The following is a 22,358-nucleotide window of genomic DNA, read 5'->3' on the forward strand; positions in this document are numbered from 1 at the left end:
GACGCCGGGACTCGCAACACGCGTAATAGCGGAAAGCGCCGTTTGGGCAAGGGGGAATGCGTTTAAATTTTCCGATTCCGCCCAGGATGCGCCGCAGGTGCGGCACAAAAGCCAAAAAGCCCGTCTCAGACCAGTCCGAACACGTAGCTCAACGACAGTGCAGACAACAGAAGGTGTACAACCAGAAGTATGAAATTCCGCACTGTTGCGCCTCCATCCGAGAGAATGGAGAGAATGCCGCCAAACACGCTGAGACCGAAAGCCGCACCGAAGGCGAGATAGACCATGGGCTGCGCCAGAAGCAGGGCGGAAGCACCGAGGCCGAGATAAAAACCGGCAAGCGACGAGCGCACAAGCGCGTAACCATCCCGGCGCTCGCCGATCGCCTGCAGACCGAAGGCACGCAGAGTAGCGCCTGGTGCAAACATGAAAAAGAGGCCGATCACGACCGACACCACCGCAGCGCCGAAGGCCAGCTGCTCGCCTAATTCGGCGGGAAAATAAAACTCCATCTCGTTCCCCAAATCATTTTTGCCTGCTGCGTTATGACACGGTCATGACAGCGGGAAAACGTCCCCATTGATAAAGTTCAAAGGAAACTTTGCGGATCGATATCGAGCTGCACATGCACGCTACCCCGTTCCTTCGGGCCATTGGCCAGAAGCGTTCGAAGGAAGGATTGCATGTCGGAATTGCGCCGCCCATGCACCAGCAGGCGAAAACGGTGCCGGCCACGGATAAGCGCCAGCGGCGCTTCCGCCGGGCCGAGCAGCATGATGCCCGTAACCTGCGGTGCTGCTGCCCTTAAACCCCGCGCATGGGTTTCGGCCTCCGCACGCGTATCAGCGGAAACGATGATTGAGGCAAGCCGTCCGAAAGGCGGAAGAACGGCTTTTTCCCGCTCCACGATCTCCCTTTCGTAAAAGGCAGATGCATCACCGGACACGATTGCCTGCATGACAGGGTGTTGCGGCTGGTAGGTTTGCAACAGGCCGTGGCTTTTCAGCCCGGTTCGCCCGGCGCGACCGGTCACCTGCGAGAGCAGCTGGAACGTTCGCTCCGCTGCGCGCGGATCGCCATTGGCAAGCCCGAGATCGGCGTCGACAATACCGACAAGCGTCATAAGGGGGAAGTTGTGCCCCTTGGCAACCAGCTGCGTGCCGATGACGATGTCCGCCTCTCCCTTTACGATCGCCTCCAGCTCCAGACGCAGCCGCTTGACGCCCATCAGGTCAGAGGAGAGCACGATGGTGCGGGCCTCGGGAAAGTGTTTCTCCACCTCCTCGGCGATCCGCTCTACCCCCGGCCCGCAGGCCACCAGATGATCGAAGGTGCCGCATTCCGGGCAATGGTCCGGCGTCGGCTCGTTGTGACCGCACTGGTGGCATTGCAGTTGATTGCGGAACCGGTGCTCCACCAGCCAGCTCGAACATTGCGGGCACTGGAAACGGTGACCGCAGACCCGGCAAAGCGTCAGCGGCGCGTAACCGCGACGATTGAGAAAGAGCAGGGACTGCTCGCCCTTTTCGATGGTTTTGCCGATGCCGCGCAGGAGAACCGGCGAAAGAAACCCTCCCCTTTCCGGCGGATGGCGACGCATATCGATCAGATGCAGATCGGGCATCGCCGCATCGCCGAAGCGCGTATGCAGATGGATGGTGTTATAGCGGCCAGAACTGCCGTTGACCTGGCTTTCCACTGACGGCGTGGCGGAGACCAGCACCACCGGGAAATCCCCGATCCGGGCTCTGACGACCGCCATGTCGCGGGCATTGTAAAAGACGCGGTCTTCCTGCTTGTAGGCCGGGTCATGCTCCTCATCGACGATGATGAGGCCGAGATTGTCGAAGGGAAGGAACAGCGCCGAGCGCGCGCCGGCCACCACCTTCACCTCACCCGTCACCGCCTGTCGCCAGACCTTTTCGCGCATGCGCGGCGACAGATCAGAATGCCATTCCGCCGGCTTGGCGCCGAAGCGGTCGTGAAAGCGATCCAGGAAGGCCGCCGTCAGCGCGATTTCCGGCAACAGGATGAGGACCTGCTTGCCTTGTCGCAGCGTTTCCGCCACCGCCTCGAAATAGACCTCGGTTTTGCCGGAGCCGGTCACACCATCAATCAGTGAAACATGGAAACCACCCTTGCGCACATCCTCGAGAATTTCCGATGCCGCCTGTTTCTGCGGGCCTTCCAGTCGCGGCTCGGCATAGTCAGGATCAGGCTCGGCCACAACGGGCGGCGCGGGCAGAAAAACCGTCTCGAATACGCCCTGCTTGACCAGACCATCGACAACGCTGGTAGAAACGCCGGCGGCATGGGCAAGGCCACTCTTCGTCCAGCCATGGCCCTCGGCCGCCAGCTCCATCACTCTCTCGCGGGCGGGAGTAAGCCGCTCCGGCCTGCCTTCGGTCAGCCGCAGCCCCTCGATCATGGGTTCGGGATCGAAGGCGGCGGGCGCGCGTAGGGCCATGCGCGCCACAAGGCCGGGCGGAGAGAGCGTGTAGGCGGCAACCCAATCGATGAAGCGCCGCATTTCCGCTTTCAGCGGCGGGCACTCGAAACTCTTGGTGATGGGCCGCAGCTTTTTCGGATCGACGCTCTTCTCTCCTGCATCGTCCCACACCACGCCGAAGACCTGCCGTGGTCCAAGCGGCACCTGAACGATGGAGCCGGTCTCCACCACCATATCGTCAGGCACGGCATAACTGTAGGGTCCCGGCGCCGGCATCGGCACGAGAACGGGCACCGTGCGCGTGAGCGACGGCGGGTCGAACAGAGCCCCAAACAGATCGGACGAATCTTTTGCCATGATGTGGCGAACATGCCCCGGCGGAATGAAAAAGGAAACCGCCCGGATGTAATGGCAGACCCCGGTAAAGTCCACGCCAGATGCAAAGCCCAGGCGCAAGCCTTAACCAAATACTGACCATAAGGGCATAGCGTTGGGAGAGGAATGGAGCGCCCCGTGACCGAAATTCTGACTTTTGCCACACCCGATCTCTTGAACGAGCGCCAATCCTGGCTTGCCGCGATTGCCGGTGAACGCCGCCTTGCGGACAATACCGTCGAGGCCTACGAGCGCGACACTCGCCAGTTTTTGACATTCCTCACCGGCTATATCGGCAAGCCAGCTTCAATCGCCGATATCGCCGATCTGCGCCCGGTCGATCTTCGCGCCTTTCTGGCCAGTCGTCGCAGGGAAGGCGCCGGCGCACGCTCGCTGGGGCGGCATCTGGCGGGCCTGCGTTCCTTTCTGCACTATCTGCAAAAGAAAGGTCTGGTGAATGCGGCCGGGGCCACCGCCATGCGCTCGCCGAAACAGCCGAAATCTCTGCCGAAACCGCTGACGGACCGGCAGGCGCTGAAAATAACCACCACCGAGGCGCAATTGAATGAAGAGCCGTGGATTGCCGCCCGTAACGCTGCGGTTCTCTCGCTTCTTTATGGCTGCGGTCTTCGCATCTCCGAGGCGCTCGGGCTGGCTCCGGCCGATTTCACGCCCGACGCCCGCAGCCTTCGCATCACCGGCAAAGGCAACAAGACCCGGATGGTGCCTTTGCTGGCGGTGGTAACGGAAGCGGTTGAGGCCTACAAAAAGCTCTGCCCCTATCATCTGGCTGCCGACCAGCCGCTATTCCTCGGCGCGCGCGGCGGCAAGCTGCAACCTGCCATCATCCAGCGCGAGATGCAGAAGTTGCGTGGCGCTTTCGGCCTGCCGGAAAACGCCACACCGCATGCGCTGCGCCACTCATTCGCCACCCATCTACTGGCCGGCGGCGGCGACCTGCGCACCATTCAGGAACTGCTCGGCCATGCCAGCCTCTCCACCACGCAGATCTATACCGGCGTCGATACCGCAAGATTGCTGGAAATCTACGATAATGCCCACCCGCGCGCATGAAGCAGGAAATGCTTAACCATAGTCATTAATCAGACGTCCAAGCCGCCGTTCTATAAGTGGACTAGAACCGGATGGTACCTATGCAAAGCCTGATAAAGCCACAAAATCTCACCGCCACCCTGATGGGCAAGACCGGCGACACCCTGCTCTGGTTGCTCGCCGCGCTGCACGTCACTGCTGTCGCAATCCTCTTCGCGACGTTGCTATCGTTGGGTGAAGCGCAAGCCGCCGAACAGGAGATAAGCTGCACGGGCAGCGATATTCTCGTGGAGATGCGCAAGAGCGACCCGCGGGGCTTCGCGAAGATCGAACAGGAAGCGGCAGCTATCCCGAACGGCAAGGGCAACTTCTGGCGCATCGAAAAAGCTGGAACGGCGCCGTCCTTTCTTCTCGGCACCATGCATGTCACCGATCCACGTGTTCTTGGCATGCCAGCCGCCGCAACACCCGCGTTTGAAAAAGCCGCGACGGTCATCGTGGAATCGGACGAAATCGTCGATGACAAGAAAATTGCGGCATCGCTGCTGACAAGACCCGACCTCACCATGTTTCTGGACGGCAAGTCGATCACCGACATCCTGTCACCCGAAAATGTCGCACGCCTTGAAAAGGGTCTTAAGGAGCGCGGCATTCCGCTGAGTGCCGTTTCGCGCATGAAGCCATGGATGCTGTCGAGTTTCGTCGCCCTTCCCGCCTGCGAATTTGCCCGCAAGGCCACTGGCCTGTCTTTCCTGGATAAGAAGCTCGCTGAAGATGCAGTCGCGGACGGAAAGCATCTTGTCGGGCTGGAGACCATGGTGGAGCAGCTTGCGGCCATGTCTGAGCTGCCAATGGAATTTCATCTGCAGGCGCTGATCGAAACGCTCGAATTGGGCGACCGCATGGACGACATCATGACGACCATGACCGATCTTTATGTCAGCGGTGATATCGGCATGACCATGCCCATGCTGAAGAGCATCGATCCCAAGAAAGCGTCTGAAAATGACCAGGGCTACGCCGCCTTCGAGCAACGCATCATCACCGATCGCAACCACGTCATGGCGGAGCGATCGGCCCCTGAGCTTGCCAAAGGCAATGTCTTCATGGCCGTCGGCGCTTTGCACCTGCCGGGCGAAGAAGGCGTAATTGAACTCCTGCGTGCGCAGGGCTTTACCCTCACACGGGTCGACTGATCCACTCGTCTCCGGTCTTGACGGGGCGGACATTGGCGCAAAACGGCCGCATCGTCGCCGGCACGATGCGACGATGAAACGGACCGACGACGAAAAGATAGAGACGCCCGAACAGGTTCTTGCGCCGGACGATAGTCGTGACCTTCACGATCTGCCGACCAGGCTCCTGTTCCACATCGACGACGATACGAAAATCGAGATGGTTGTCGTCAAAGCCGAGCACGGTCCGGTCCGCAGTAGACGACAGCACTGGAAATCCGCCCGCCGAAGTACCCGCCGCCAGCTCGACCGTTCTGAGACCAAAAAGCGATACGAGACGGTTTCGAAGCGCCATAAGGCCGCTGATCCATGCCGGAGGATGATCGAGGAGTAGTCTGCTCACATCGAGTGAACTCGATGCGGCCGTCACCATCTCTCCTTCAAAGCAATCCCGCCAGTCCGCGCCCGGCAATATGTCTTCGCTATCCCGCATCCCATAACCTCATTGCCGCCTTGTATGGCGAGGCTCATCATCACTATTTCCAATCATCCGGGAACGTGACAAACCGCCGCTAATGGCGATTCGAGCGGGTTTAGCTTCAGAAAATACGAAAAGACAGAGAGATAGAGCGTCTTCGCTTTTGGAAAAGCGGGAATGCGTTAGCCGTGCGTCATTCGCTTCAGAACATTGGTGCGCCAGTAGAACTGGTGAACCAGAACTGCGGCGACGTGGCCGGCGATCAATACCCACATCAGCCCCTTGAACGGCCCGGAATGCAATTCTCCTGCTACTCGCGCGCCGAAATAATAGGCCGCAATGCCCGACAATGGCAGGGCAAAAAACAGCGCGTAAAAGGTGAAATGCGCGACCTTCGCGGCGATTTGAGAAGCGCGCGGTTCATTGGCGGGATGCGGCGGCACCCCCTGGAAAAACCGCAGACAGAGGCGCAGAACCGCAAGGGACAGGACGGCAAAGCCGACATACGCGTGAATATTGGCCGAGGAGATCTGGTCCGGCGTCAGCGTTTCACCCCGCCGCATCAACCGATACGCATGGGCCATGCCGTCCGTAAACAACAGGTTGAAGAAGATCAGAAGCGCCATCGTCCAGTGAAGGATACGCTGCGGAACGGAGAAGGAAACTTGAGTGGAGGACGCCATTTTATTGCCTTTTATCAAAAGGTTAGACAGGCTATGGCGCAACTATGCTGAACCCCGGCTTGCATTGCAAGCCGGGGTTCTCTTTATGGCTGAAATTTAATATTGGCTACAATCACATATGGATCGGCTTGAAGAAAGTTGCCAGCGCCGCTTCCTTCACCGCTTCCGACATGGTCGGATGCGCATGGCAGGTGCGGCCGAGATCTTCCGAGGAACCACCGAATTCCATAAGCACGGTGATCTCGTGGATCATTTCGCCAGCGCCGAAACCAACGATATGGCCGCCGAGAACCCGGTCGGTTTCCTTGTCAGCGAGGATCTTCACGAACCCATCAGTCACCTGCATGGCGCGGGCGCGACCATTGGCGGTGAAGGGGAACTTGCCAACCTTGTAGGCGACGCCAGCGGCCTTCAGTTCTTCTTCCGTCTTGCCGACGGAAGCGACTTCCGGCTGCGTATAGACCACGGCCGGAATAACATCGTAGTTCACATGGCCGCGCTGGCCGGCGAGAATTTCCGCAAGAGCGACGCCCTCGTCTTCCGCCTTATGTGCCAGCATCGGGCCCTTCACCACGTCGCCGATGGCGTAGATGCCATCCACATTGGTCTTGAAGTGGCCGTCGATTTCGACACGGCCGCGGCTGTCGAGCACGACACCGGCTTCCGCAAGGCCGAGACCCTCGGTGTAGGGCTTGCGACCGGTGGAGATCAGCACAACGTTGGCTTCCAGCGTTTCAGCCGCGCCACCCTTGACCGGCTCGAACACCACCTTTGCGCCGGTTCCCGTCTTTTCAACGCCCGTCACCTTGGCACCGAGCTTGAAATCGAGACCCTGCTTGGCGAGCAGACGCTGAGCCTGCTTGGAGACTTCGCTATCCATGCCGCCGAGAATGGTGTCGAGATATTCGACGACGGTGACCTTCGCGCCAAGACGCGACCAGACCGAACCAAGCTCGAGGCCGATGACACCGCCGCCCACCACGATGAGCTTTTCCGGAACTTTGGAGAGCGCAATCGCGCCGGTGGAGGAAACGATGACGCTTTCATCGATATCCACCTGGACGCCGGGAATACCAGCAACATCAGAACCGGTGGCGATGACGATGTTCTTCGCTTCGATTTCCTGGCTCTCGCCCTTGTCGTTGGTGACGGAGACCTTGCCGGCGGATACAACCTTGCCCGTGCCCTGGAAGGCATCGATCTTGTTCTTCTTGAACAGGAAGGCAACGCCGTCGACATTGGCTTTCACCACGCTGTCCTTGTGCCCCATCATCTTCTCGAGGTTCAGCTTCGGAGCGGCGACTTCGATACCAAGCGTATCAACGCCATGGGCCACATGCGCGAAGGTTTCGGAAGCGTGCAGCAATGCCTTGGAAGGAATGCAGCCGACATTGAGGCAGGTGCCGCCATAGGTCGCGCGCTTTTCGATCACTGCGACCTTCAAGCCAAGCTGTGCCGCCTTGACCGCGCAAACATAACCGCCGGGACCCGTACCGATTACCACTACATCATATGCCATGTTTCTGTTCCTGATTGATTGCGGGCAGGATTTTGAACCGCCCTGCTTCCGTTTGACCTGAAACTCAGGCCGCTTTTTCCGTTGCGAGTTTTATACCGAGAGCGATGAAGACCACGCCACTGGTGCGGTCGATCCATTGGCTGGCGCGCTGAAAAGCTGCGCGCATGCGAGGCGTCGTCATGAACAGGCTGACGCCGACGAACCACAGGATAAGGCAGCTTGCCATGACGAGCCCATATCCGAACTTGATGCCAACAGGCGTATGCGCGTGAACCACCGTCGAAAAGATCGACAGGAAGAAAAACACCGGTTTGGGGTTGAGCGCGTTGGCGGCAAAACCGAGCGTGAAGGCCTTCAATGCAGTCTGGCCGCTTCTGGCCCGAACGCCATCTTCGCCTTCCGCAGCCGGCAATTCGGTCTTGCCGGCGCGCAGCGCCTTGATGCCGATATAGATCAAGTAGGCGACACCCAACCACTTGACGATGTTGAAGAGATAGATCGACTGGGAAATGATGAGACCAAGTCCAAGAATCGTATAGGTGACGTGGAACATCAGGGATGTGCCAACACCGAAGCTGGTGATGATGGCCTGCTTGCGCCCATGCACCATGGCCTGACGCATGACCATCGCCAGATCGGCGCCGGGAGAAACGATCGCGAAAAAGAAGATCGCCATCAGGGATGCAAGTTCGATCAGATACTGATGCATGGGAAAATCAACCTCTAAAACATCAACACGAAAAGCATCAGCCCAAGACCGAGCATCGAACCGAGCCAGACCAGCGAGCGGATATAGGGCACACCAGCGAGATAAAGTGGAATATAGACCACCCGGCAGATCAGCCAGATCAAAGCGCCGGTGAAGGCCAGCCCGGACGGATCGCCGGCCATGATGACACCGAAGGCGAGCGCAATGAAAGCGGGATAGGTCTCGCGAAAATTCGCCGAGGCACGCGCGGCGCGTCCGGCAACCCTGCCCTGCGGCTTCTTTTCAGCATCCCGCGGACCGGCATTCCAGTCCAGCCCGAATTCACGCGTTGCCGTCATTCCCTGCAGCGCAATGTGGGCGGCCAGCAGCAGAACGCTGAGCCCGATCAGCGGCAAAAAGGGTGACGCGGCAAGAAATGTCGGCTGCACTTTCGCTCTCCTGATGGCATTTCAGCGGGATCGACTTGAAACCCCGCTGAAACGAAAAGCAAGACCGATCAGAGATCGAGAACCAGACGTTCCGGATCTTCGAGGCTTTCCTTGACGCGAACGAGGAAGGTCACGGCTTCCTTGCCGTCAACGATACGGTGATCGTAGGAGAGCGCAAGATACATCATCGGACGGATGACGACCTGACCACCGATGGCGACCGGACGCTCCTGGATCTTGTGCATGCCGAGGATGCCCGACTGCGGCGCATTGAGGATCGGCGAGGACATCAGCGAGCCGTAGACGCCGCCATTGGTGATGGTGAACGTGCCGCCCTGCATGTCGGCCATGCCGAGCGAACCGTCGCGCGCTGCCTTGGCGAGACGGCCGAGTTCCTTTTCGACACCAGCGATGGAGAGTTGATCGGCATCGCGAATGACCGGAACGACGAGACCCTTGTCGGTTCCGACAGCCATGCCGACGTGACAATAGTTCTTGTAGATGATGTCCGTGCCGTCAATTTCAGCGTTAACCGCGGGCAGTTCCTTCAGCGCGTGGGTCACGGCCTTGGTGAAGAAGCCCATGAAGCCCAGCTTGACGCCGTGCTTCTTCTCGAAAACGTCCTTGTAGCGGTTGCGCAGATCCATGACGGCGCTCATGTCCACCTCGTTATAGGTGGTCAGCATGGCGGCCGTGTTCTGTGCATCCTTGAGGCGACGTGCAATCGTCTGGCGCAGGCGGGTCATCTTGACGCGCTCTTCGCGAACCTGATCCTGCTCGGCAGAAACCGGACGGGGAGCAGCAGCAGCGACCGGAGCGGCGGCAGGTGCCGAAACACCCTTGGCAACAGCGGCGAGAACGTCGCCCTTCAGAACCTGGCCCCGCCTGCCCGAACCATCGACCTGATCGGCGGAAAGGTTGTTTTCAGCAAGCAGCTTGCCGGCGGCCGGTGCCGGTGGCATGACGCTGCCAGCAGGAGCGGCGGCCACGGCTGCGGCAGGTGCCGGTGCAGCAGCAGGCGCAGCAGGCTTTGCCGCGGGTGCAGAAGTTGCAGCGCCGGCAGCACCTTCGGCGATCTGGCCGAGAAGGGCGTCGAGACCGACGGTTTCGCCGTTCTGCACGACGATTTCGGTCAGCACGCCGGAGGCGGGCGCCGGAACTTCGACGGTAACCTTGTCGGTTTCGAGTTCAACGAGAGGTTCGTCGGCCTTGACGGTATCGCCGACCTTCTTGAACCAGGTGCCGACGGTCGCTTCGCTGACGGATTCGCCGAGGGTTGGTACGCGGATTTCAGTGGCCATGATCTAGTTCCGTTATTCGGGTGTCTTTTTTGCGGGGCGATGCGGGAGAGTTCTCACTCTCCCAGCGCGTCTTCCAGGAACGCAGCAAGCTGCGCCAGATGCTTGGACATCAGGCCGGTCGCCGGAGAGGCGGCAGCCGGACGGCCCGTGTAACGGACCTTCTGGTACTTGGCGTCGATATGCGCCAGAACCCATTCAAGGTAGGGATCGATGAACGACCACGCACCCATGTTCTTCGGCTCTTCCTGGCACCAGACCATTTCCGCGTTACGGAAACGGGAAAGCTCGTTGATGAGCGCCTTGGCCGGGAACGGATAGAGCTGTTCGACACGCAGCAGGTAGATGTCGTCGATACCGCGCTTTTCACGCTCCTCGAGCAGATCGTAATAGACCTTGCCCGTGCACATGACGACGCGGCGGATCTTCGAGTCCTTCTGCAGCTTGATCGGACCATCCTTGATGACCTCCGCATCGTCCCACAGGAGACGGTGGAAGGAGGACTCGCCTGCAAGCTCCGCAAGCGACGAGGTGGCGCGCTTGTGACGCAGCAGGGACTTCGGCGTCATCAGGATGAGCGGCTTGCGGAAGTCACGCTTCATCTGGCGGCGCAGGATATGGAAGTAGTTAGCCGGCGTCGTAACGTTGGCAACCTGCATGTTGTCTTCGGCGCACATCTGCAACCAGCGTTCCAGACGGGCGGACGAATGTTCCGGACCCTGACCTTCATAACCATGCGGCAGGAGGCAGACGAGACCGGACATGCGCAGCCACTTGCGTTCACCCGAAGAGATGAACTGGTCGAACACAACCTGGGCGCCGTTGGCGAAGTCGCCGAACTGGGCTTCCCAGAGCGTAAGTGCATTCGGGCGGGCAAGCGAATAGCCATATTCGAAACCAAGAACCGCTTCTTCCGAAAGCATCGAGTTGATGACTTCGTAGCGGGCCTGCGTCGGCGAAAGATTGGCAAGCGGGATGTAACGCTCTTCAGTCTCCTGATCATAGAGAACCGAGTGGCGCTGCGAGAAGGTGCCGCGTTCGCAGTCCTGACCGGACAGGCGGATCTTGTGGCCGTCTACGACCAGCGAACCGAAGGCCAGAGCCTCAGCCATCGCCCAGTCCAGCCCCTCACCGGTCTCGACCATCTGAGCACGGTTTTCCATGAAGCGCTGGATCGTGCGGTGTGCGCTGAAGCCTTCCGGAATGGTCGACAGCTTCTTGCCGATTTCCTTCAGCTGCTTCATCGGCACGCCGGTCTTGCCACGACGCTGCTCATCGGCATTGTCGGCGGCGCGCAGACCGGACCACTGACCATCCAGCCAGTCGGCCTTGTTCGGCTTGTAGGACTGGCCTGCCTCGAACTCCTGTTCGAGATGGGCGCGCCAATCGGCCTTGATCTTCTCGAAGTCGCCTTCGGTGATCAGACCTTCCGCAATCAGGCGGTCGGCATAGATGCGGGCGACAGTCTTGTGGCCACGGATGACCTTGTACATCTTCGGCTGCGTGAACGCAGGCTCGTCGCCTTCGTTATGGCCGAAGCGACGGTAACAGAACATGTCGATGACGACAGGCTTGTGGAACTTCATGCGGTATTCGGTTGCAACCTTTGCCGCATAAACCACCGCTTCCGGATCATCACCGTTAACGTGGAAGATCGGCGCCTCGATCATCTTGGCAACGTCGGACGGATAGGGCGACGAGCGCGAGAAGGCCGGGTTCGTCGTGAAGCCGATCTGGTTGTTGATGATGAAGTGCATGGTACCGGCAACGCGGTGACCGCGCAGGCCGGAGAGGCCGAGAATTTCGGCTACCACGCCCTGACCCGCAAAAGCGGCATCGCCGTGCAACAGGAGCGGCAGCACCTTGGCGCGTTCCGACAGCGGAATGATGTCACCGTCCCATGTCTTGGCAAGCTGGTCCTGCTTGGCGCGGGCCTTGCCCATGACGACAGGGTTGACGATTTCAAGGTGCGACGGGTTGGCCGTCAGCGAGAGGTGAACCTTGTTGCCGTCGAATTCGCGGTCTGAGGAGGCACCGAGATGGTACTTCACGTCACCGGAACCTTCGACGTCATCAGGCTTGAACGAACCGCCCTTGAACTCGTGGAACACGGCGCGGTGCGGCTTGCCCATCACGTTGGTCAGAACGTTCAGGCGGCCGCGGTGAGCCATGCCGAGCACGACTTCTTCCAGACCGTCCTGGCCGCCGCGCTTGATGATCTGCTCAAGTGCCGGGATCAGCGATTCACCACCATCGAGGCCGAAACGCTTCGTACCCTTGAAACGCACGTCGAGGAACTGCTCGTAGCCTTCGGCTTCGACGAGCTTGGACAGAATCGCCTTCTTGCCTTCCGGCGTGAAGTCCACACCCTTGTCGGGACCTTCGATGCGTTCCTGGATCCAGCCCTTTTCTTCCGGGTTGGACATATGCATGAATTCGACGCCGAGCGTCGAGCAATAGGTGCGCTCGAGAATGTCGACCATTTCGCGCACGGTCGCGTATTCGAGACCGAGGACGTTATCGATGAAAATCTTGCGGTCGTAGTCGCTTTCCTCGAAGCCATAGGACTTCGGCGAAAGCTCGTTATAGTCCTCAACGGCGCTGGCGATGCCGAGCGGGTCGAGCTTGGCGTGCAGATGGCCACGCATGCGGTAGGCGCGGATCATCATGATGGCGCGGACGCTGTCACGGGTCGCCTGAAGCACTTCGGCCGGGCTGACGGCCTTGCCGGTATCGGCGCTCTTGGCCTCGGCCTTCGCCTGAACCTTCTTCTCGATGGCCTTCTCGACCGTAGCCCAGTTGCCATCAAGCGCGGATACCAGGTCGCCGTTTGCCGGGATCGGCCAGTTGGCGCGCTTCCAGGAGGCGCCCTTGGCTGCCTTCTTCACGTCTTCCGGATTGTCGGACAACGCCTTGAAGAAGCTCTGCCACTCCGGCGACACGGAAGAGGGATCCTCTTCGTACCGGGCATAGAGCTGCTCGATATAGGCTGCATTCGCGCCGTCCAGAAACGACGTGATCTGAAACTGCTCGTTCGCTTCTTGCCTTGCCATTGTGTTCTTGCGGACTTGTCCGTCCGCCTCCTCGATGCCGTTAGGGCCGTTTATCGGCCTGCCGCTTGATTATTGCTGTCTGCCGCCGGGGCGGTATGCCGTCTGTCTGTCGTTCTTTGCGGCTTCGGGCAGCGTGGCGTTAGAGCCGCACCGCCCGTTACCGGTCTCATGTGGTCTCAGCCCTTGAGGACTTCAACCAGCGTCTTGCCGAGGCGCGCCGGGGAAGGCGATACCTTGATGCCTGCAGCTTCCATCGCTGCGATCTTCGATTCCGCATCGCCCTTGCCGCCGGAAACGACAGCGCCGGCGTGGCCCATGGTGCGGCCCTTCGGAGCCGTACGGCCCGCGATAAAGCCAGCCATCGGCTTCTTGCGGCCCTTCTTGGCTTCGTCGATCAGGAACTGTGCCGCATCTTCTTCAGCCGAACCGCCGATTTCGCCGATCATGATGATCGACTGCGTGGCTTCGTCGGCCAGGAACATTTCCAGCACGTCGATGAACTCGGTGCCCTTGACCGGGTCGCCGCCGATGCCGACAGCCGTCGTCTGGCCGAGGCCTTCGTTGGATGTCTGGAATACGGCTTCATAGGTCAGCGTGCCGGAGCGCGAAACGATACCGACCGAACCCTTGCGGAAGATCGAGCCCGGCATGATGCCGATCTTGCATTCTTCAGGCGTCATGATGCCCGGGCAGTTGGGACCGAGCAGGCGCGAGTTCGAACGGTCGAGGCGAGCCTTGACGCGCACCATGTCCATCACCGGAATACCTTCGGTGATGCAGGTGATGAAGGGGATCTCAGCCTCGATGGCTTCGATGATGGCGTCGGCTGCACCTGCCGGCGGAACATAGATCACGGATGCGTCTGCGCCGGTCTTTTCCTTGGCTTCTGCAACCGTTGCGAAGATCGGCAGGCTTTCGCCCTTGGAGCCGGTCCAGGTTTCGCCACCCTTCTTCGGGTGAATACCACCAACCATCTGCGTGCCGTAATAAGCAAGCGCCTGTTCGGTGTGGAAGGTACCGGTCTTGCCGGTCAGACCCTGAACGAGGATCTTGGTGTCTTTATTAACGAGAATAGACATTATTTCCGGTCCCTCAATTAGCCGTTGATCGCCGCGACGATCTTCTTGGCTGCGTCGTCCAGGTCGTCAGCAGCCGTAATCGCAAGGCCCGATTCGTTCAGGAGCTTCTTGCCAAGTTCGACGTTGGTGCCTTCGAGGCGAACAACGAGCGGAACCTGCAAACCGACTTCCTTCACCGCGGCGATAACACCTTCGGCGATGACGTCGCACTTCATGATACCGCCGAAGATGTTGACGAGGATACCCTCGACCTTCGGGTCAGCAGTGATGATCTTGAAAGCTGCAGCAACCTTCTCCTTGCCGGCGCCGCCGCCGACGTCACAGAAGTTTGCCGGCTCCTTGCCGTAAAGCTTGATGATGTCCATCGTCGCCATGGCGAGACCGGCACCATTGACCATGCAGCCGATGTTGCCATCGAGCGCAACGTAAGCGAGGTCCCACTTGGAGGCTTCGATTTCCTTGGCGTCTTCTTCGGTCTCGTCGCGCAGCGCCTTGACGTCGTCATGGCGGAACAGCGCGTTGCCGTCGAAGGACATCTTGGCATCGAGAACGCGCAGATGACCGTTTTCCATGACGATCAGCGGGTTAACCTCGAGGAGAGCCATGTCCTTCTCGTTGAAGGCCTTATAGAGGATCGGGAACAGCGCCTTAGCGTCTTCCGCAGCAACACCCTCAAGCTCGAGCGCCTTGGAGATCGCGGCAACGTCGGCGTCGCTCACACCCTTTTCCGGGTCGATGGCGATGGTGTGGATCTTCTCGGGCGTGTCGTGGGCAACAGCTTCGATATCCATGCCGCCTTCGGTGGAAACCACGAAAGCAACGCGACCGACCGAGCGATCGACCAGCAGCGAGCAGTAAAGCTCGCGAGCGATGTCCGCACCGTCTTCGATGTAAAGGCGGTTGACCTGCTTGCCGGCATCGCCCGTCTGCGCCGTTACCAGCGTGTTGCCGAGCATATCCTTCGAGTGGGAAACGACTTCTTCTATCGTCTTTGCGAGACGAACGCCACCCTTGGCGTCGGGGCCGAGTTCCTTGAACTTGCCCTTGCCGCGGCCGCCGGCGTGAATCTGGCTCTTGACGACGTAGAGCGGGCCGGGAAGCTGCTTTGCGGCGGCTTCGGCTTCTTCGACCTTGAGGATGGCGACGCCTTCAGCGACCGGCGCACCATAGCCCTTCAGAAGAGCCTTGGCCTGATATTCGTGAATATTCATGGAATAATCCCTGTTTGGAGCCGCTTGAAGCGCCCTGCATCCTTATCTGACGCAGGGCGCTTCAAGCTGTTGAATCTACGCATCGTGCCTTCCAAAAATCCAATCCGGTTTTGCGCCGATGCGTCAGGCTATTACTTCAGCGACGGAGCGATGTTGATGCAGGCTTCGCAAAGACCGGCAACAGCGCCGACGGACTTCTGGAAGGCGGCTTCTTCATCCTTGTTCAGCTCGATCTCGATGATGCGCTCGATACCACCGGCGCCGATGATGGTGGGCACGCCGACATACATATCGTCCACGCCGTACTGGCCCGACAGATGGGCAGCAGCGGGCAGAACGCGCTTCTTGTCCTTGAGGTAGGATTCAGCCATTTCGATCGCCGAAGCGGCTGGCGCGTAATAGGCCGAGCCGGTCTTCAGCAGGCCGACGATTTCCGCACCGCCGTCGCGGGTGCGCTGGATGATCTCTTCGAGACGCTCGGCGGTGAGCCAGCCCATCTTGACGAGATCGGTCAGCGGAATGCCGCCAACGGTGGAGTAACGCGCCAAAGGCACCATCGTATCGCCGTGGCCGCCGAGAACGAATGCCGTTACGTCCTGAACCGAAACGTTGAACTCTTCGGCGAGGAACAGGCGGAAGCGAGCGCTGTCGAGAACGCCGGCCATGCCGACGACCTTGTTCTTCGGAAGACCGGAGAACTTCTGAAGCGCCCAGACCATGGCGTCCAGCGGGTTGGTGATGCAGATGACGAAAGCGTTCGGGGCATATTTCTTGATGCCGGCGCCGACCTGCTCCATGACCTTGAGATTGATGCCGAGAAGATCGTCGCGGCTCATGCCGGGCTTGCGGGCGACGCCTGCGGTGACGATGCAGACATCAGCGCCTTCGATGGCAGCGTAGTCGGACGCGCCAGTGAGCTTGGCATTGAAACCTTCAACCGGTCCGGACTGGGCAATATCCAGACCTTTGCCCTGCGGGATGCCGTCGGCAATATCGAAGAGGACGATATCGCCCAGTTCCTTCAGGCTGGCGAGATGCGCCAGCGTGCCGCCGATCATGCCAGAACCAATAAGTGCAATCTTTTTGCGAGCCATCGAATGCTTCCTCTAGAGCTTCAATTCAATTTCACCACGCCACCGGCAGCCAAATTGTCGCACTTCGATTAGCCCCATTGACCAAAATTGGCAACAGATTCTTTTGGCATGAATATTTTCAATCGTTTAGATCATTATTTTCTTACGTAAACGTAAGAGAATGCGTCACGAAAGTGTCAAACTTTCTGCCGTTTTTCATGGTGGAGCACCAGATAATCTGCACTGCGCATCTCAAACAGGCGCGAGGCGGTGCGATCGAACTCGAAACCTTCGGTGCCCTTGCGCTTGCCGAGCAGGTCTTCGGGCATGGCCGCAGCGGAGGCGAAGAGGCGGACGCTGTGATCGTACAGCGCGTCTATGAGAATGATAAAACGCTTGGTTTCGTTCCGTTTGTCGGCATTGAGAAACGGGATGTGGTCAATGAAGACTGTATCGAAACGATTGGCTATCGCGAGAAAATCAGAAGCGCCGAGCGGCTTTTCGCAAAGGTCGGAGAAGGAAAAGCGGGCCACACGGCCGCTGGCGCGCGGCACCAGAATGGAGCGGCCCTTCATCGGTATTTCAGTCGGCGCGACAAGATGGCCGCCGGTCATGTGCCGCCATGCCATATCCATCGCCTGATCCGCCGCACCGTCGAGTGGCGTGACATAGACCGGCAGGCTTTCCAGCTTTTCCATGCGGTAATCGGTGGGGCTGTCCAGCGTCACCACTTCCACATGCTTCTTCAGCAAATCGACAAACGGCAGAAACAGGCCGCGATTAAGCCCGTCCTTGTAAAGATTGTCGGGCACAACATTGGACGTTGTTACCAATGTGCAGCCATTGGCAAAAAGCTCGCTGAACAGCCGGGCGAGGATCATCGCATCGGCAATATCCGTGACGGTGAACTCATCGAAGCAAAGAAGCTCCGCTTCCGCCAGAAGCTGGGCTGCCACTGGAGGAATGGGATCGGCCTGCTTGGTTTCGCCATTCTTGAGCTTCTGCCGATGCGCGTGCACGCGATTATGGACATCAGCCATGAATTCGTGAAAATGGCAGCGCCGTTTGGAAGAGACGGGCGCCATCTCGTAGAACATGTCCATCAGCATCGTCTTGCCGCGGCCAACGCTGCCATGGACATACAGTCCCTTGACGAAGGCGGCCGGGCCAGCCTTGCGAGCGAACATCCAGCCGAGTGCGCTTTTTTTCCTGGCGGGTTTGCGCGCTTTCAAATCGGCAAGGATACGGTCGAGGTGGGCCGCAACGCCGCGTTGCGCGGCATCCGCCTGCAAGGTGCCAGCTGCCGTCAATGCGTTGAGCTGTTCAACGACACTATGGTTGTAGTCAGGCAATGGCTTCATGGAAAAGCGCCCCGGTCGCGGACGGACGCCCGCGACGAATGGAATGGCTTGAAACAGGCGAGGCGATCCGGATGCACCGGAGATGCTCTATCGGCTGAGGCTCAGCGGCTGGCCGCTATTCGTCGTGCCGTCAAAACGCGCATCGGCGCTCTTGTAGACGCGGCCGATCGTATCGCCGGAACGGTTCTTGAAGAGGACCATCTTGCCGGACACTTCCCATGACCCCATCGCCGTGAGTTCGCCGGAGCAGCCACGCGTGCCGCCACGAGAACCGCTGCCGAGATTGGTAAGCGTCAGGAACATGTCGCAATTGGCGCCGCCATTGGAAACGCGCCAGTTGCCGACCATGGATTCCTTGGTGACATCAAGCGCCGTTGTCGGCGGAGCGGCCGACGCCATATCAGTGCCGCCAGGCGTCGCAGAAGCGGGTGCCGACGGGAACTGACTGCCGGAAGCACCACCGGGTGGCGGCAGGGCGCCAGACTGAACGGAGGGAACCGGCTGTGCCTGCAACGGCGGCGTATAACCGGGATTGTTGCTGGTGTTGTTGTTGTAATCGTAGGAGGTACGTTGGCAACCGGCCAGGCTCATTACAACCGCAAGACCCGTCACCACATATCTGAATTGCATATCAAGCTCCCGATTCTCTCGCTTCCGGAAAGACCATGATCAAACAAGAAGGCTGAATTATTACCAAAGCCTTATCTTGCGCAAGCGATGGCTGGGATAATTACCATTTCGGTCGATTTTTACCGAAATTTCCCGCGCCCGGTTGTAAAAAAGGGCCGCAGTCCAAACCGCGGCCCGATAGATTTTCTGTCCAAACGAATCGTCTTCAGACGCGACGCTCGACCATCATCTTCTTGATTTCCGCGATCGCCTTGGCCGGGTTGAGACCCTTCGGGCAAGCCTGCGCACAGTTCATGATGGTGTGGCAGCGATAAAGACGGAACGGATCTTCGAGATCATCAAGACGTTCGCCGGTCGCTTCGTCGCGGCTGTCGATCAGCCAGCGATAGGCTTGCAGCAGAACGGCGGGGCCGAGGTAACGGTCGCCGTTCCACCAGTAGCTGGGACAGGAAGTGGAGCAGCAGGCGCACAGAATGCACTCGTAGAGACCGTCGAGCTTCAGGCGGTCCTCATGGCTCTGCTTCCATTCCTTGGCAGGCGCCGGCGAAACCGTCTTCAGCCACGGCTCGATGGAGCGGTGCTGCGCGTAGAAGTTCGATAGGTCCGGAACGAGGTCCTTCACCACTGGCATATGCGGCAGCGGATAGACCTTCACCGTTCCCTTGATCTCTTCCATGCCCTTGGTGCAGGCGAGCGTGTTGGTGCCGTCGATGTTCATAGCGCAGGAACCGCAAATGCCTTCACGGCAGGAGCGGCGCAGCGTCAGCGTCGGGTCGATATTGTTCTTGATGTACAGCAGCGCATCGAGAACCATCGGCCCGCAATCGTCGATATCGATATAATAGGTATCGATGCGCGGGTTCTGGCCATCATCCGGGTTCCAGCGATAGATCCGGTATTCGCGAACGTTCTTGGCACCATCCGGCTTCGGCCAGACTTTGCCTTCGCTGATCTGGGAATTCTTGGGGAGAGCGAGTTCAACCATATCCAGTTCCTCAAATCAGTAGACGCGAGCCTTCGGCTCGATCTTTTTCGGATCGATGCCGTCGGCAATCAGGTCGGTGTGAACAGGGCGGTAGTCGAGCTTGACATCACCTTCAGGGCTGACCCAGGCAAGCGTGTGCTTGCGCCAGTTCACGTCGTCGCGACCGCCGAACGGACCATCGACGAAATCCTCGCGGGCATGCGAACCGCGGCTTTCCTTGCGCGCTTCCGCGCCGTAGACCGTGGTGATCGCGTTGGCCATCAGATTGTGCAGCTCGAGCGTTTCCACCAGATCGGAGTTCCAGACCATCGACCGGTCGGTGACCTTGACGTCAGGCAGTTCCTTCCAGATGGCGGAAATGCGCTGGCAACCGCTTTCCAGCGATTCCTGTGTCCGGAATACGGCGGCATCGTCCTGCATGGCGCGCTGCATCTTGTCACGCAGCACCGCCGTCGGCGTCGAGCCGTTGGCATAACGCAGGCTGTCGAAGCGATCCATGATCTTGTCGCAGGCAGCCGTGTCGAGAGCCGGAACCGGCGCATCGCGGTCGATGACCTGGGCTGCACGGATGGCGGCAGCACGGCCGAAGACCACAAGGTCGATCAGCGAGTTGGAGCCGAGACGGTTCGCGCCGTGAACCGAGGCGCAACCGGCTTCGCCAACGGCCATCAGGCCGGGAGCGATGCGTTCCGGGTTCTCGGCGTTGGCGTTCAGCACTTCGCCCCAATAGTTGGTCGGAATGCCGCCCATATTGTAGTGAACGGTCGGCAGGACCGGGATCGGCTCGCGCGTCACGTCAACGCCGGCGAAAATCTTGGCACTTTCGGAAATGCCCGGAAGACGCTCATGCAGGATCGCCGGATCAAGGTGATCGAGATGCAGGAAGATATGGTCCTTGTTCTTGCCGACGCCACGACCCTCGCGGATTTCCATGGTCATGCAGCGAGATACCACGTCACGCGAAGCAAGGTCCTTCGCCGAAGGAGCATAACGCTCCATGAAGCGCTCGCCTTCGGAGTTGACGAGATAACCGCCCTCGCCGCGCGCGCCTTCGGTGATCAGGCAGCCAGCGCCGTAAATGCCGGTCGGGTGGAACTGAACGAATTCCATATCCTGAAGCGGCAGGCCGGCACGTGCGATCATACCGCCGCCGTCGCCGGTGCAGGTATGGGCAGACGTTGCCGAGAAATAGGCGCGGCCGTAACCACCGGTCGCCAGCACCACCATCTTGGCGGAGAAGCGATGGATCGTGCCGTCATCGAGGTTCCACGCCACGACGCCGGTGCAGCGGCCATCGGGCGCCATAATGAGGTCGAGCGCGAAATATTCGATGAAGAATTCCGCATTATTGCGCAGCGACTGGCCATAAAGCGTGTGCAGAATGGCGTGGCCGGTACGGTCGGCAGCGGCACAGGTGCGCTGCACCGGCGGGCCTTCGCCGTAGTTCTGCATGTGGCCGCCAAACGGGCGCTGGTAGATCTTGCCTTCGGCATTGCGCGAGAAGGGCACGCCGTAATGCTCCAGCTCATAGACCGCTTTCGGCGCTTCCATGGCGAGATATTGCATCGCGTCGACGTCGCCCAGCCAGTCGGAGCCCTTTACGGTGTCGTAAAGGTGCCACTGCCAACAGTCGGGTGTCATGTTGGTGAGAGAAGCGGCGATACCGCCCTGCGCCGCGACCGTGTGGGAGCGCGTCGGGAAAACCTTGGTGATGCAGGCCGTGCGGAACCCCTGTTCCGCCATGCCGAGCGTTGCGCGCAGACCCGCGCCGCCGGCGCCCACCACGATCACGTCATAGGAGTGATCGACGTAGGTGTAAGCCTTGCCATTCTGGGAAGGTGAACTGATCGATGCCATGGCCGATTTATCCTGCGAATGCGATTTTCAGAATGGCGAAGATGCAAAGACCGCCAATGAGAACCGCGAAAAACGTATTGAGCATCAGAAGAACGAGCTTCGAAACCTCGCCGTGAACGTAGTCTTCGATGATGACCTGCATGCCGAGCTTCATGTGAATGAGGCCGGAAACCAGCACCAGACCCATGATGACCGCAACGAGAGGGTTGGAAAGCGCCGCCGCAACTTCCGGATAGGGAGCGCCGGCATATTTGATGAGAAAGACCACGAAGAAGATCAGCAAGGGCACGTTGGCGACGGCCGTAAGGCGCTGGCGCCAGAAATGGTCGGTGCCTTCCTTGGCGGAGCCGAGGCCACGAACCTTTCCGAGAGGTGTACGCATATCCATGACAGGCTATCTCCTTAGCGCACGATCAGGGCGATGACCCAGATCAGCGCGGTCAGACAGATCGACGCTACAAAGGTCGCCTTGGCGAGTTTCGTGTTGAAGTTCTTCTCGAAGCCATGGCCGAGATCCCACATGAAGTGGCGAAGGCCGCCCAGCATGTGGTGAACGAGAGCCCAGGTATATCCGATCAGGATAAGCTTGCCGATGATCGTACCCATTGCCCAGCTGACCCAGTCGTAATAGGCAGGGCCGGAAGCAAGTGCAATAAGCCACCAGGCGACAAGAAGCGTTCCGAAATAAAGCGCCGCACCCGTGATGCGGTGCACGATGGATGCGACCATCGTCGGAATCGGCTTGTAAATTTGAAGATGCGGCGACAGAGGCCGGTTATTTGTCACGTTCGCCATCAGAACCTCGCGGCGTTTTCCCGTGCACCCGTCAGATCGGGCGCCCCCAAGCAACAGCACATGACGAAAGAATGTGCATTGCACCAACCGCGACGTTTAATCACATGGGAGCATCACGACAAGCACATTTCATGACCGATTCCAATT

20 protein-coding genes are annotated in these 22,358 nt (G+C 59.5%); 2 read left to right on the forward strand and 18 right to left on the reverse strand.

Going from position 1 to position 22,358, the window contains the following annotated elements; translation table 11 throughout:
* Window positions 1-125: 125 nt before the first annotated feature.
* Window positions 126-512 carry an AGROH133_08824 family phage infection protein gene (locus tag G6L97_RS11100; protein WP_065659924.1) on the reverse strand — a complete coding sequence of 129 codons (387 nt, stop codon included), beginning with the start codon at window positions 510-512 and terminating at the stop codon, window positions 126-128.
* 77 nt (window positions 513-589) lie between these two features.
* Window positions 590-2,806: a primosomal protein N' gene (locus G6L97_RS11105; RefSeq protein ID WP_003516742.1), complete on the reverse strand. Its 2,217-nt coding sequence runs from the start codon at window positions 2,804-2,806 to the stop codon at window positions 590-592.
* Between the two features lie 144 nt (window positions 2,807-2,950).
* On the opposite strand from G6L97_RS11105, the gene G6L97_RS11110 reads away from it, so the two are divergent.
* The gene (locus G6L97_RS11110; protein WP_035252387.1) at window positions 2,951-3,898 is read left to right on the forward strand and encodes a tyrosine recombinase XerC; all 948 of its coding nucleotides are present in this window, start codon (window positions 2,951-2,953) and stop codon (window positions 3,896-3,898) included.
* A gap of 80 nt (window positions 3,899-3,978) precedes the next feature.
* Complete coding sequence (locus tag G6L97_RS11115) at window positions 3,979-5,073, forward strand: TraB/GumN family protein (protein ID WP_065659926.1); 1,095 nt, start codon at window positions 3,979-3,981, stop codon at window positions 5,071-5,073.
* Here the strand turns inward: G6L97_RS11115 and G6L97_RS11120 are convergent.
* From G6L97_RS11120 to sdhC, 16 genes are all read right to left on the reverse strand, one after another.
* Window positions 5,057-5,545: a DUF2867 domain-containing protein gene (locus tag G6L97_RS11120; RefSeq protein ID WP_003516737.1), complete on the reverse strand. Its 489-nt coding sequence runs from the start codon at window positions 5,543-5,545 to the stop codon at window positions 5,057-5,059. The two genes, G6L97_RS11115 and G6L97_RS11120, sit on opposite strands and share 17 nt — an antisense overlap.
* A 167-nt stretch (window positions 5,546-5,712) precedes the next feature.
* The gene (locus tag G6L97_RS11125; RefSeq protein WP_111782587.1) at window positions 5,713-6,213 is read right to left on the reverse strand and encodes a cytochrome b; all 501 of its coding nucleotides are present in this window, start codon (window positions 6,211-6,213) and stop codon (window positions 5,713-5,715) included.
* A 112-nt stretch (window positions 6,214-6,325) separates the two neighbouring features.
* A complete protein-coding gene (gene lpdA / locus G6L97_RS11130) occupies window positions 6,326-7,732 on the reverse strand; it encodes a dihydrolipoyl dehydrogenase (RefSeq protein ID WP_019566054.1) in 1,407 nt (468 codons plus the stop codon).
* Window positions 7,733-7,796: 64 nt separating this feature from the next.
* A complete protein-coding gene (locus tag G6L97_RS11135; RefSeq protein ID WP_003516732.1) occupies window positions 7,797-8,441 on the reverse strand; it encodes a LysE family translocator in 645 nt (214 codons plus the stop codon).
* A gap of 14 nt (window positions 8,442-8,455) precedes the next feature.
* The gene (locus G6L97_RS11140; protein WP_013636885.1) at window positions 8,456-8,869 is read right to left on the reverse strand and encodes an MAPEG family protein; all 414 of its coding nucleotides are present in this window, start codon (window positions 8,867-8,869) and stop codon (window positions 8,456-8,458) included.
* A gap of 68 nt (window positions 8,870-8,937) precedes the next feature.
* Window positions 8,938-10,170, reverse strand: coding sequence for a 2-oxoglutarate dehydrogenase complex dihydrolipoyllysine-residue succinyltransferase (odhB, locus tag G6L97_RS11145; RefSeq protein WP_111782586.1), 1,233 nt, complete (start codon window positions 10,168-10,170; stop codon window positions 8,938-8,940).
* Window positions 10,171-10,223: 53 nt separating this feature from the next.
* Window positions 10,224-13,220 (reverse strand): 2-oxoglutarate dehydrogenase E1 component, encoded by a 2,997-nt coding sequence (locus G6L97_RS11150; protein WP_003516728.1) that lies wholly within the window; start codon window positions 13,218-13,220, stop codon window positions 10,224-10,226.
* Between the two features lie 176 nt (window positions 13,221-13,396).
* Entirely contained in the window at window positions 13,397-14,299 is a 903-nt protein-coding gene (gene sucD / locus G6L97_RS11155; RefSeq protein WP_003516727.1) for a succinate--CoA ligase subunit alpha, read from the reverse strand.
* Window positions 14,300-14,316: 17 nt separating this feature from the next.
* A complete protein-coding gene (gene sucC / locus G6L97_RS11160; protein ID WP_003516725.1) occupies window positions 14,317-15,510 on the reverse strand; it encodes an ADP-forming succinate--CoA ligase subunit beta in 1,194 nt (397 codons plus the stop codon).
* Between the two features lie 131 nt (window positions 15,511-15,641).
* Entirely contained in the window at window positions 15,642-16,604 is a 963-nt protein-coding gene (gene mdh, locus G6L97_RS11165; RefSeq protein ID WP_003516723.1) for a malate dehydrogenase, read from the reverse strand.
* A 176-nt stretch (window positions 16,605-16,780) separates the two neighbouring features.
* Complete coding sequence (gene zapE, locus G6L97_RS11170) at window positions 16,781-17,944, reverse strand: cell division protein ZapE (RefSeq protein ID WP_013636887.1); 1,164 nt, start codon at window positions 17,942-17,944, stop codon at window positions 16,781-16,783.
* 87 nt (window positions 17,945-18,031) lie between these two features.
* A complete protein-coding gene (locus G6L97_RS11175) occupies window positions 18,032-18,574 on the reverse strand; it encodes a protease inhibitor Inh/omp19 family protein (RefSeq protein WP_003516719.1) in 543 nt (180 codons plus the stop codon).
* 205 nt (window positions 18,575-18,779) lie between these two features.
* Window positions 18,780-19,559 (reverse strand): succinate dehydrogenase iron-sulfur subunit, encoded by a 780-nt coding sequence (locus tag G6L97_RS11180; RefSeq protein ID WP_111782585.1) that lies wholly within the window; start codon window positions 19,557-19,559, stop codon window positions 18,780-18,782.
* 15 nt (window positions 19,560-19,574) lie between these two features.
* Window positions 19,575-21,416, reverse strand: coding sequence for a succinate dehydrogenase flavoprotein subunit (sdhA, locus tag G6L97_RS11185; RefSeq protein ID WP_013636888.1), 1,842 nt, complete (start codon window positions 21,414-21,416; stop codon window positions 19,575-19,577).
* A gap of 7 nt (window positions 21,417-21,423) precedes the next feature.
* Window positions 21,424-21,804: a succinate dehydrogenase, hydrophobic membrane anchor protein gene (sdhD, locus tag G6L97_RS11190; protein ID WP_003516716.1), complete on the reverse strand. Its 381-nt coding sequence runs from the start codon at window positions 21,802-21,804 to the stop codon at window positions 21,424-21,426.
* Between the two features lie 14 nt (window positions 21,805-21,818).
* Window positions 21,819-22,211: a succinate dehydrogenase, cytochrome b556 subunit gene (gene sdhC / locus G6L97_RS11195; RefSeq protein WP_013636889.1), complete on the reverse strand. Its 393-nt coding sequence runs from the start codon at window positions 22,209-22,211 to the stop codon at window positions 21,819-21,821.
* Window positions 22,212-22,358 lie beyond the last annotated feature (147 nt).

The organism is Agrobacterium tumefaciens (assembly GCF_013318015.2).
Lineage (GTDB): Bacteria > Pseudomonadota > Alphaproteobacteria > Rhizobiales > Rhizobiaceae > Agrobacterium > Agrobacterium tumefaciens.

Excerpts from the sequence above, each read along its gene's own strand:
- sdhC (WP_013636889.1), bottom strand. The coding sequence starts at position 22,211 with ATGGCGAACGTGACAAATAACCGGCCTCTGTCGCCGCATCTTCAAATT.
- G6L97_RS11105 (WP_003516742.1), bottom strand. The coding sequence starts at position 2,806 with ATGGCAAAAGATTCGTCCGATCTGTTTGGGGCTCTGTTCGACCCGCCG.
- sucC (WP_003516725.1), bottom strand. The coding sequence starts at position 15,510 with ATGAATATTCACGAATATCAGGCCAAGGCTCTTCTGAAGGGCTATGGT.
- G6L97_RS11110 (WP_035252387.1), top strand. The coding sequence starts at position 2,951 with ATGGAGCGCCCCGTGACCGAAATTCTGACTTTTGCCACACCCGATCTC.
- G6L97_RS11135 (WP_003516732.1), bottom strand. The coding sequence starts at position 8,441 with ATGCATCAGTATCTGATCGAACTTGCATCCCTGATGGCGATCTTCTTT.
- mdh (WP_003516723.1), bottom strand. The coding sequence starts at position 16,604 with ATGGCTCGCAAAAAGATTGCACTTATTGGTTCTGGCATGATCGGCGGC.
- zapE (WP_013636887.1), bottom strand. The coding sequence starts at position 17,944 with ATGAAGCCATTGCCTGACTACAACCATAGTGTCGTTGAACAGCTCAAC.
- lpdA (WP_019566054.1), bottom strand. The coding sequence starts at position 7,732 with ATGGCATATGATGTAGTGGTAATCGGTACGGGTCCCGGCGGTTATGTT.
- odhB (WP_111782586.1), bottom strand. The coding sequence starts at position 10,170 with ATGGCCACTGAAATCCGCGTACCAACCCTCGGCGAATCCGTCAGCGAA.
- G6L97_RS11125 (WP_111782587.1), bottom strand. The coding sequence starts at position 6,213 with ATGGCGTCCTCCACTCAAGTTTCCTTCTCCGTTCCGCAGCGTATCCTT.
- G6L97_RS11150 (WP_003516728.1), bottom strand. The coding sequence starts at position 13,220 with ATGGCAAGGCAAGAAGCGAACGAGCAGTTTCAGATCACGTCGTTTCTG.
- G6L97_RS11120 (WP_003516737.1), bottom strand. The coding sequence starts at position 5,545 with ATGCGGGATAGCGAAGACATATTGCCGGGCGCGGACTGGCGGGATTGC.
- G6L97_RS11180 (WP_111782585.1), bottom strand. The coding sequence starts at position 19,559 with ATGGTTGAACTCGCTCTCCCCAAGAATTCCCAGATCAGCGAAGGCAAA.
- G6L97_RS11115 (WP_065659926.1), top strand. The coding sequence starts at position 3,979 with ATGCAAAGCCTGATAAAGCCACAAAATCTCACCGCCACCCTGATGGGC.
- sdhD (WP_003516716.1), bottom strand. The coding sequence starts at position 21,804 with ATGGATATGCGTACACCTCTCGGAAAGGTTCGTGGCCTCGGCTCCGCC.
- G6L97_RS11175 (WP_003516719.1), bottom strand. The coding sequence starts at position 18,574 with ATGCAATTCAGATATGTGGTGACGGGTCTTGCGGTTGTAATGAGCCTG.
- sdhA (WP_013636888.1), bottom strand. The coding sequence starts at position 21,416 with ATGGCATCGATCAGTTCACCTTCCCAGAATGGCAAGGCTTACACCTAC.
- sucD (WP_003516727.1), bottom strand. The coding sequence starts at position 14,299 with ATGTCTATTCTCGTTAATAAAGACACCAAGATCCTCGTTCAGGGTCTG.
- G6L97_RS11100 (WP_065659924.1), bottom strand. The coding sequence starts at position 512 with ATGGAGTTTTATTTTCCCGCCGAATTAGGCGAGCAGCTGGCCTTCGGC.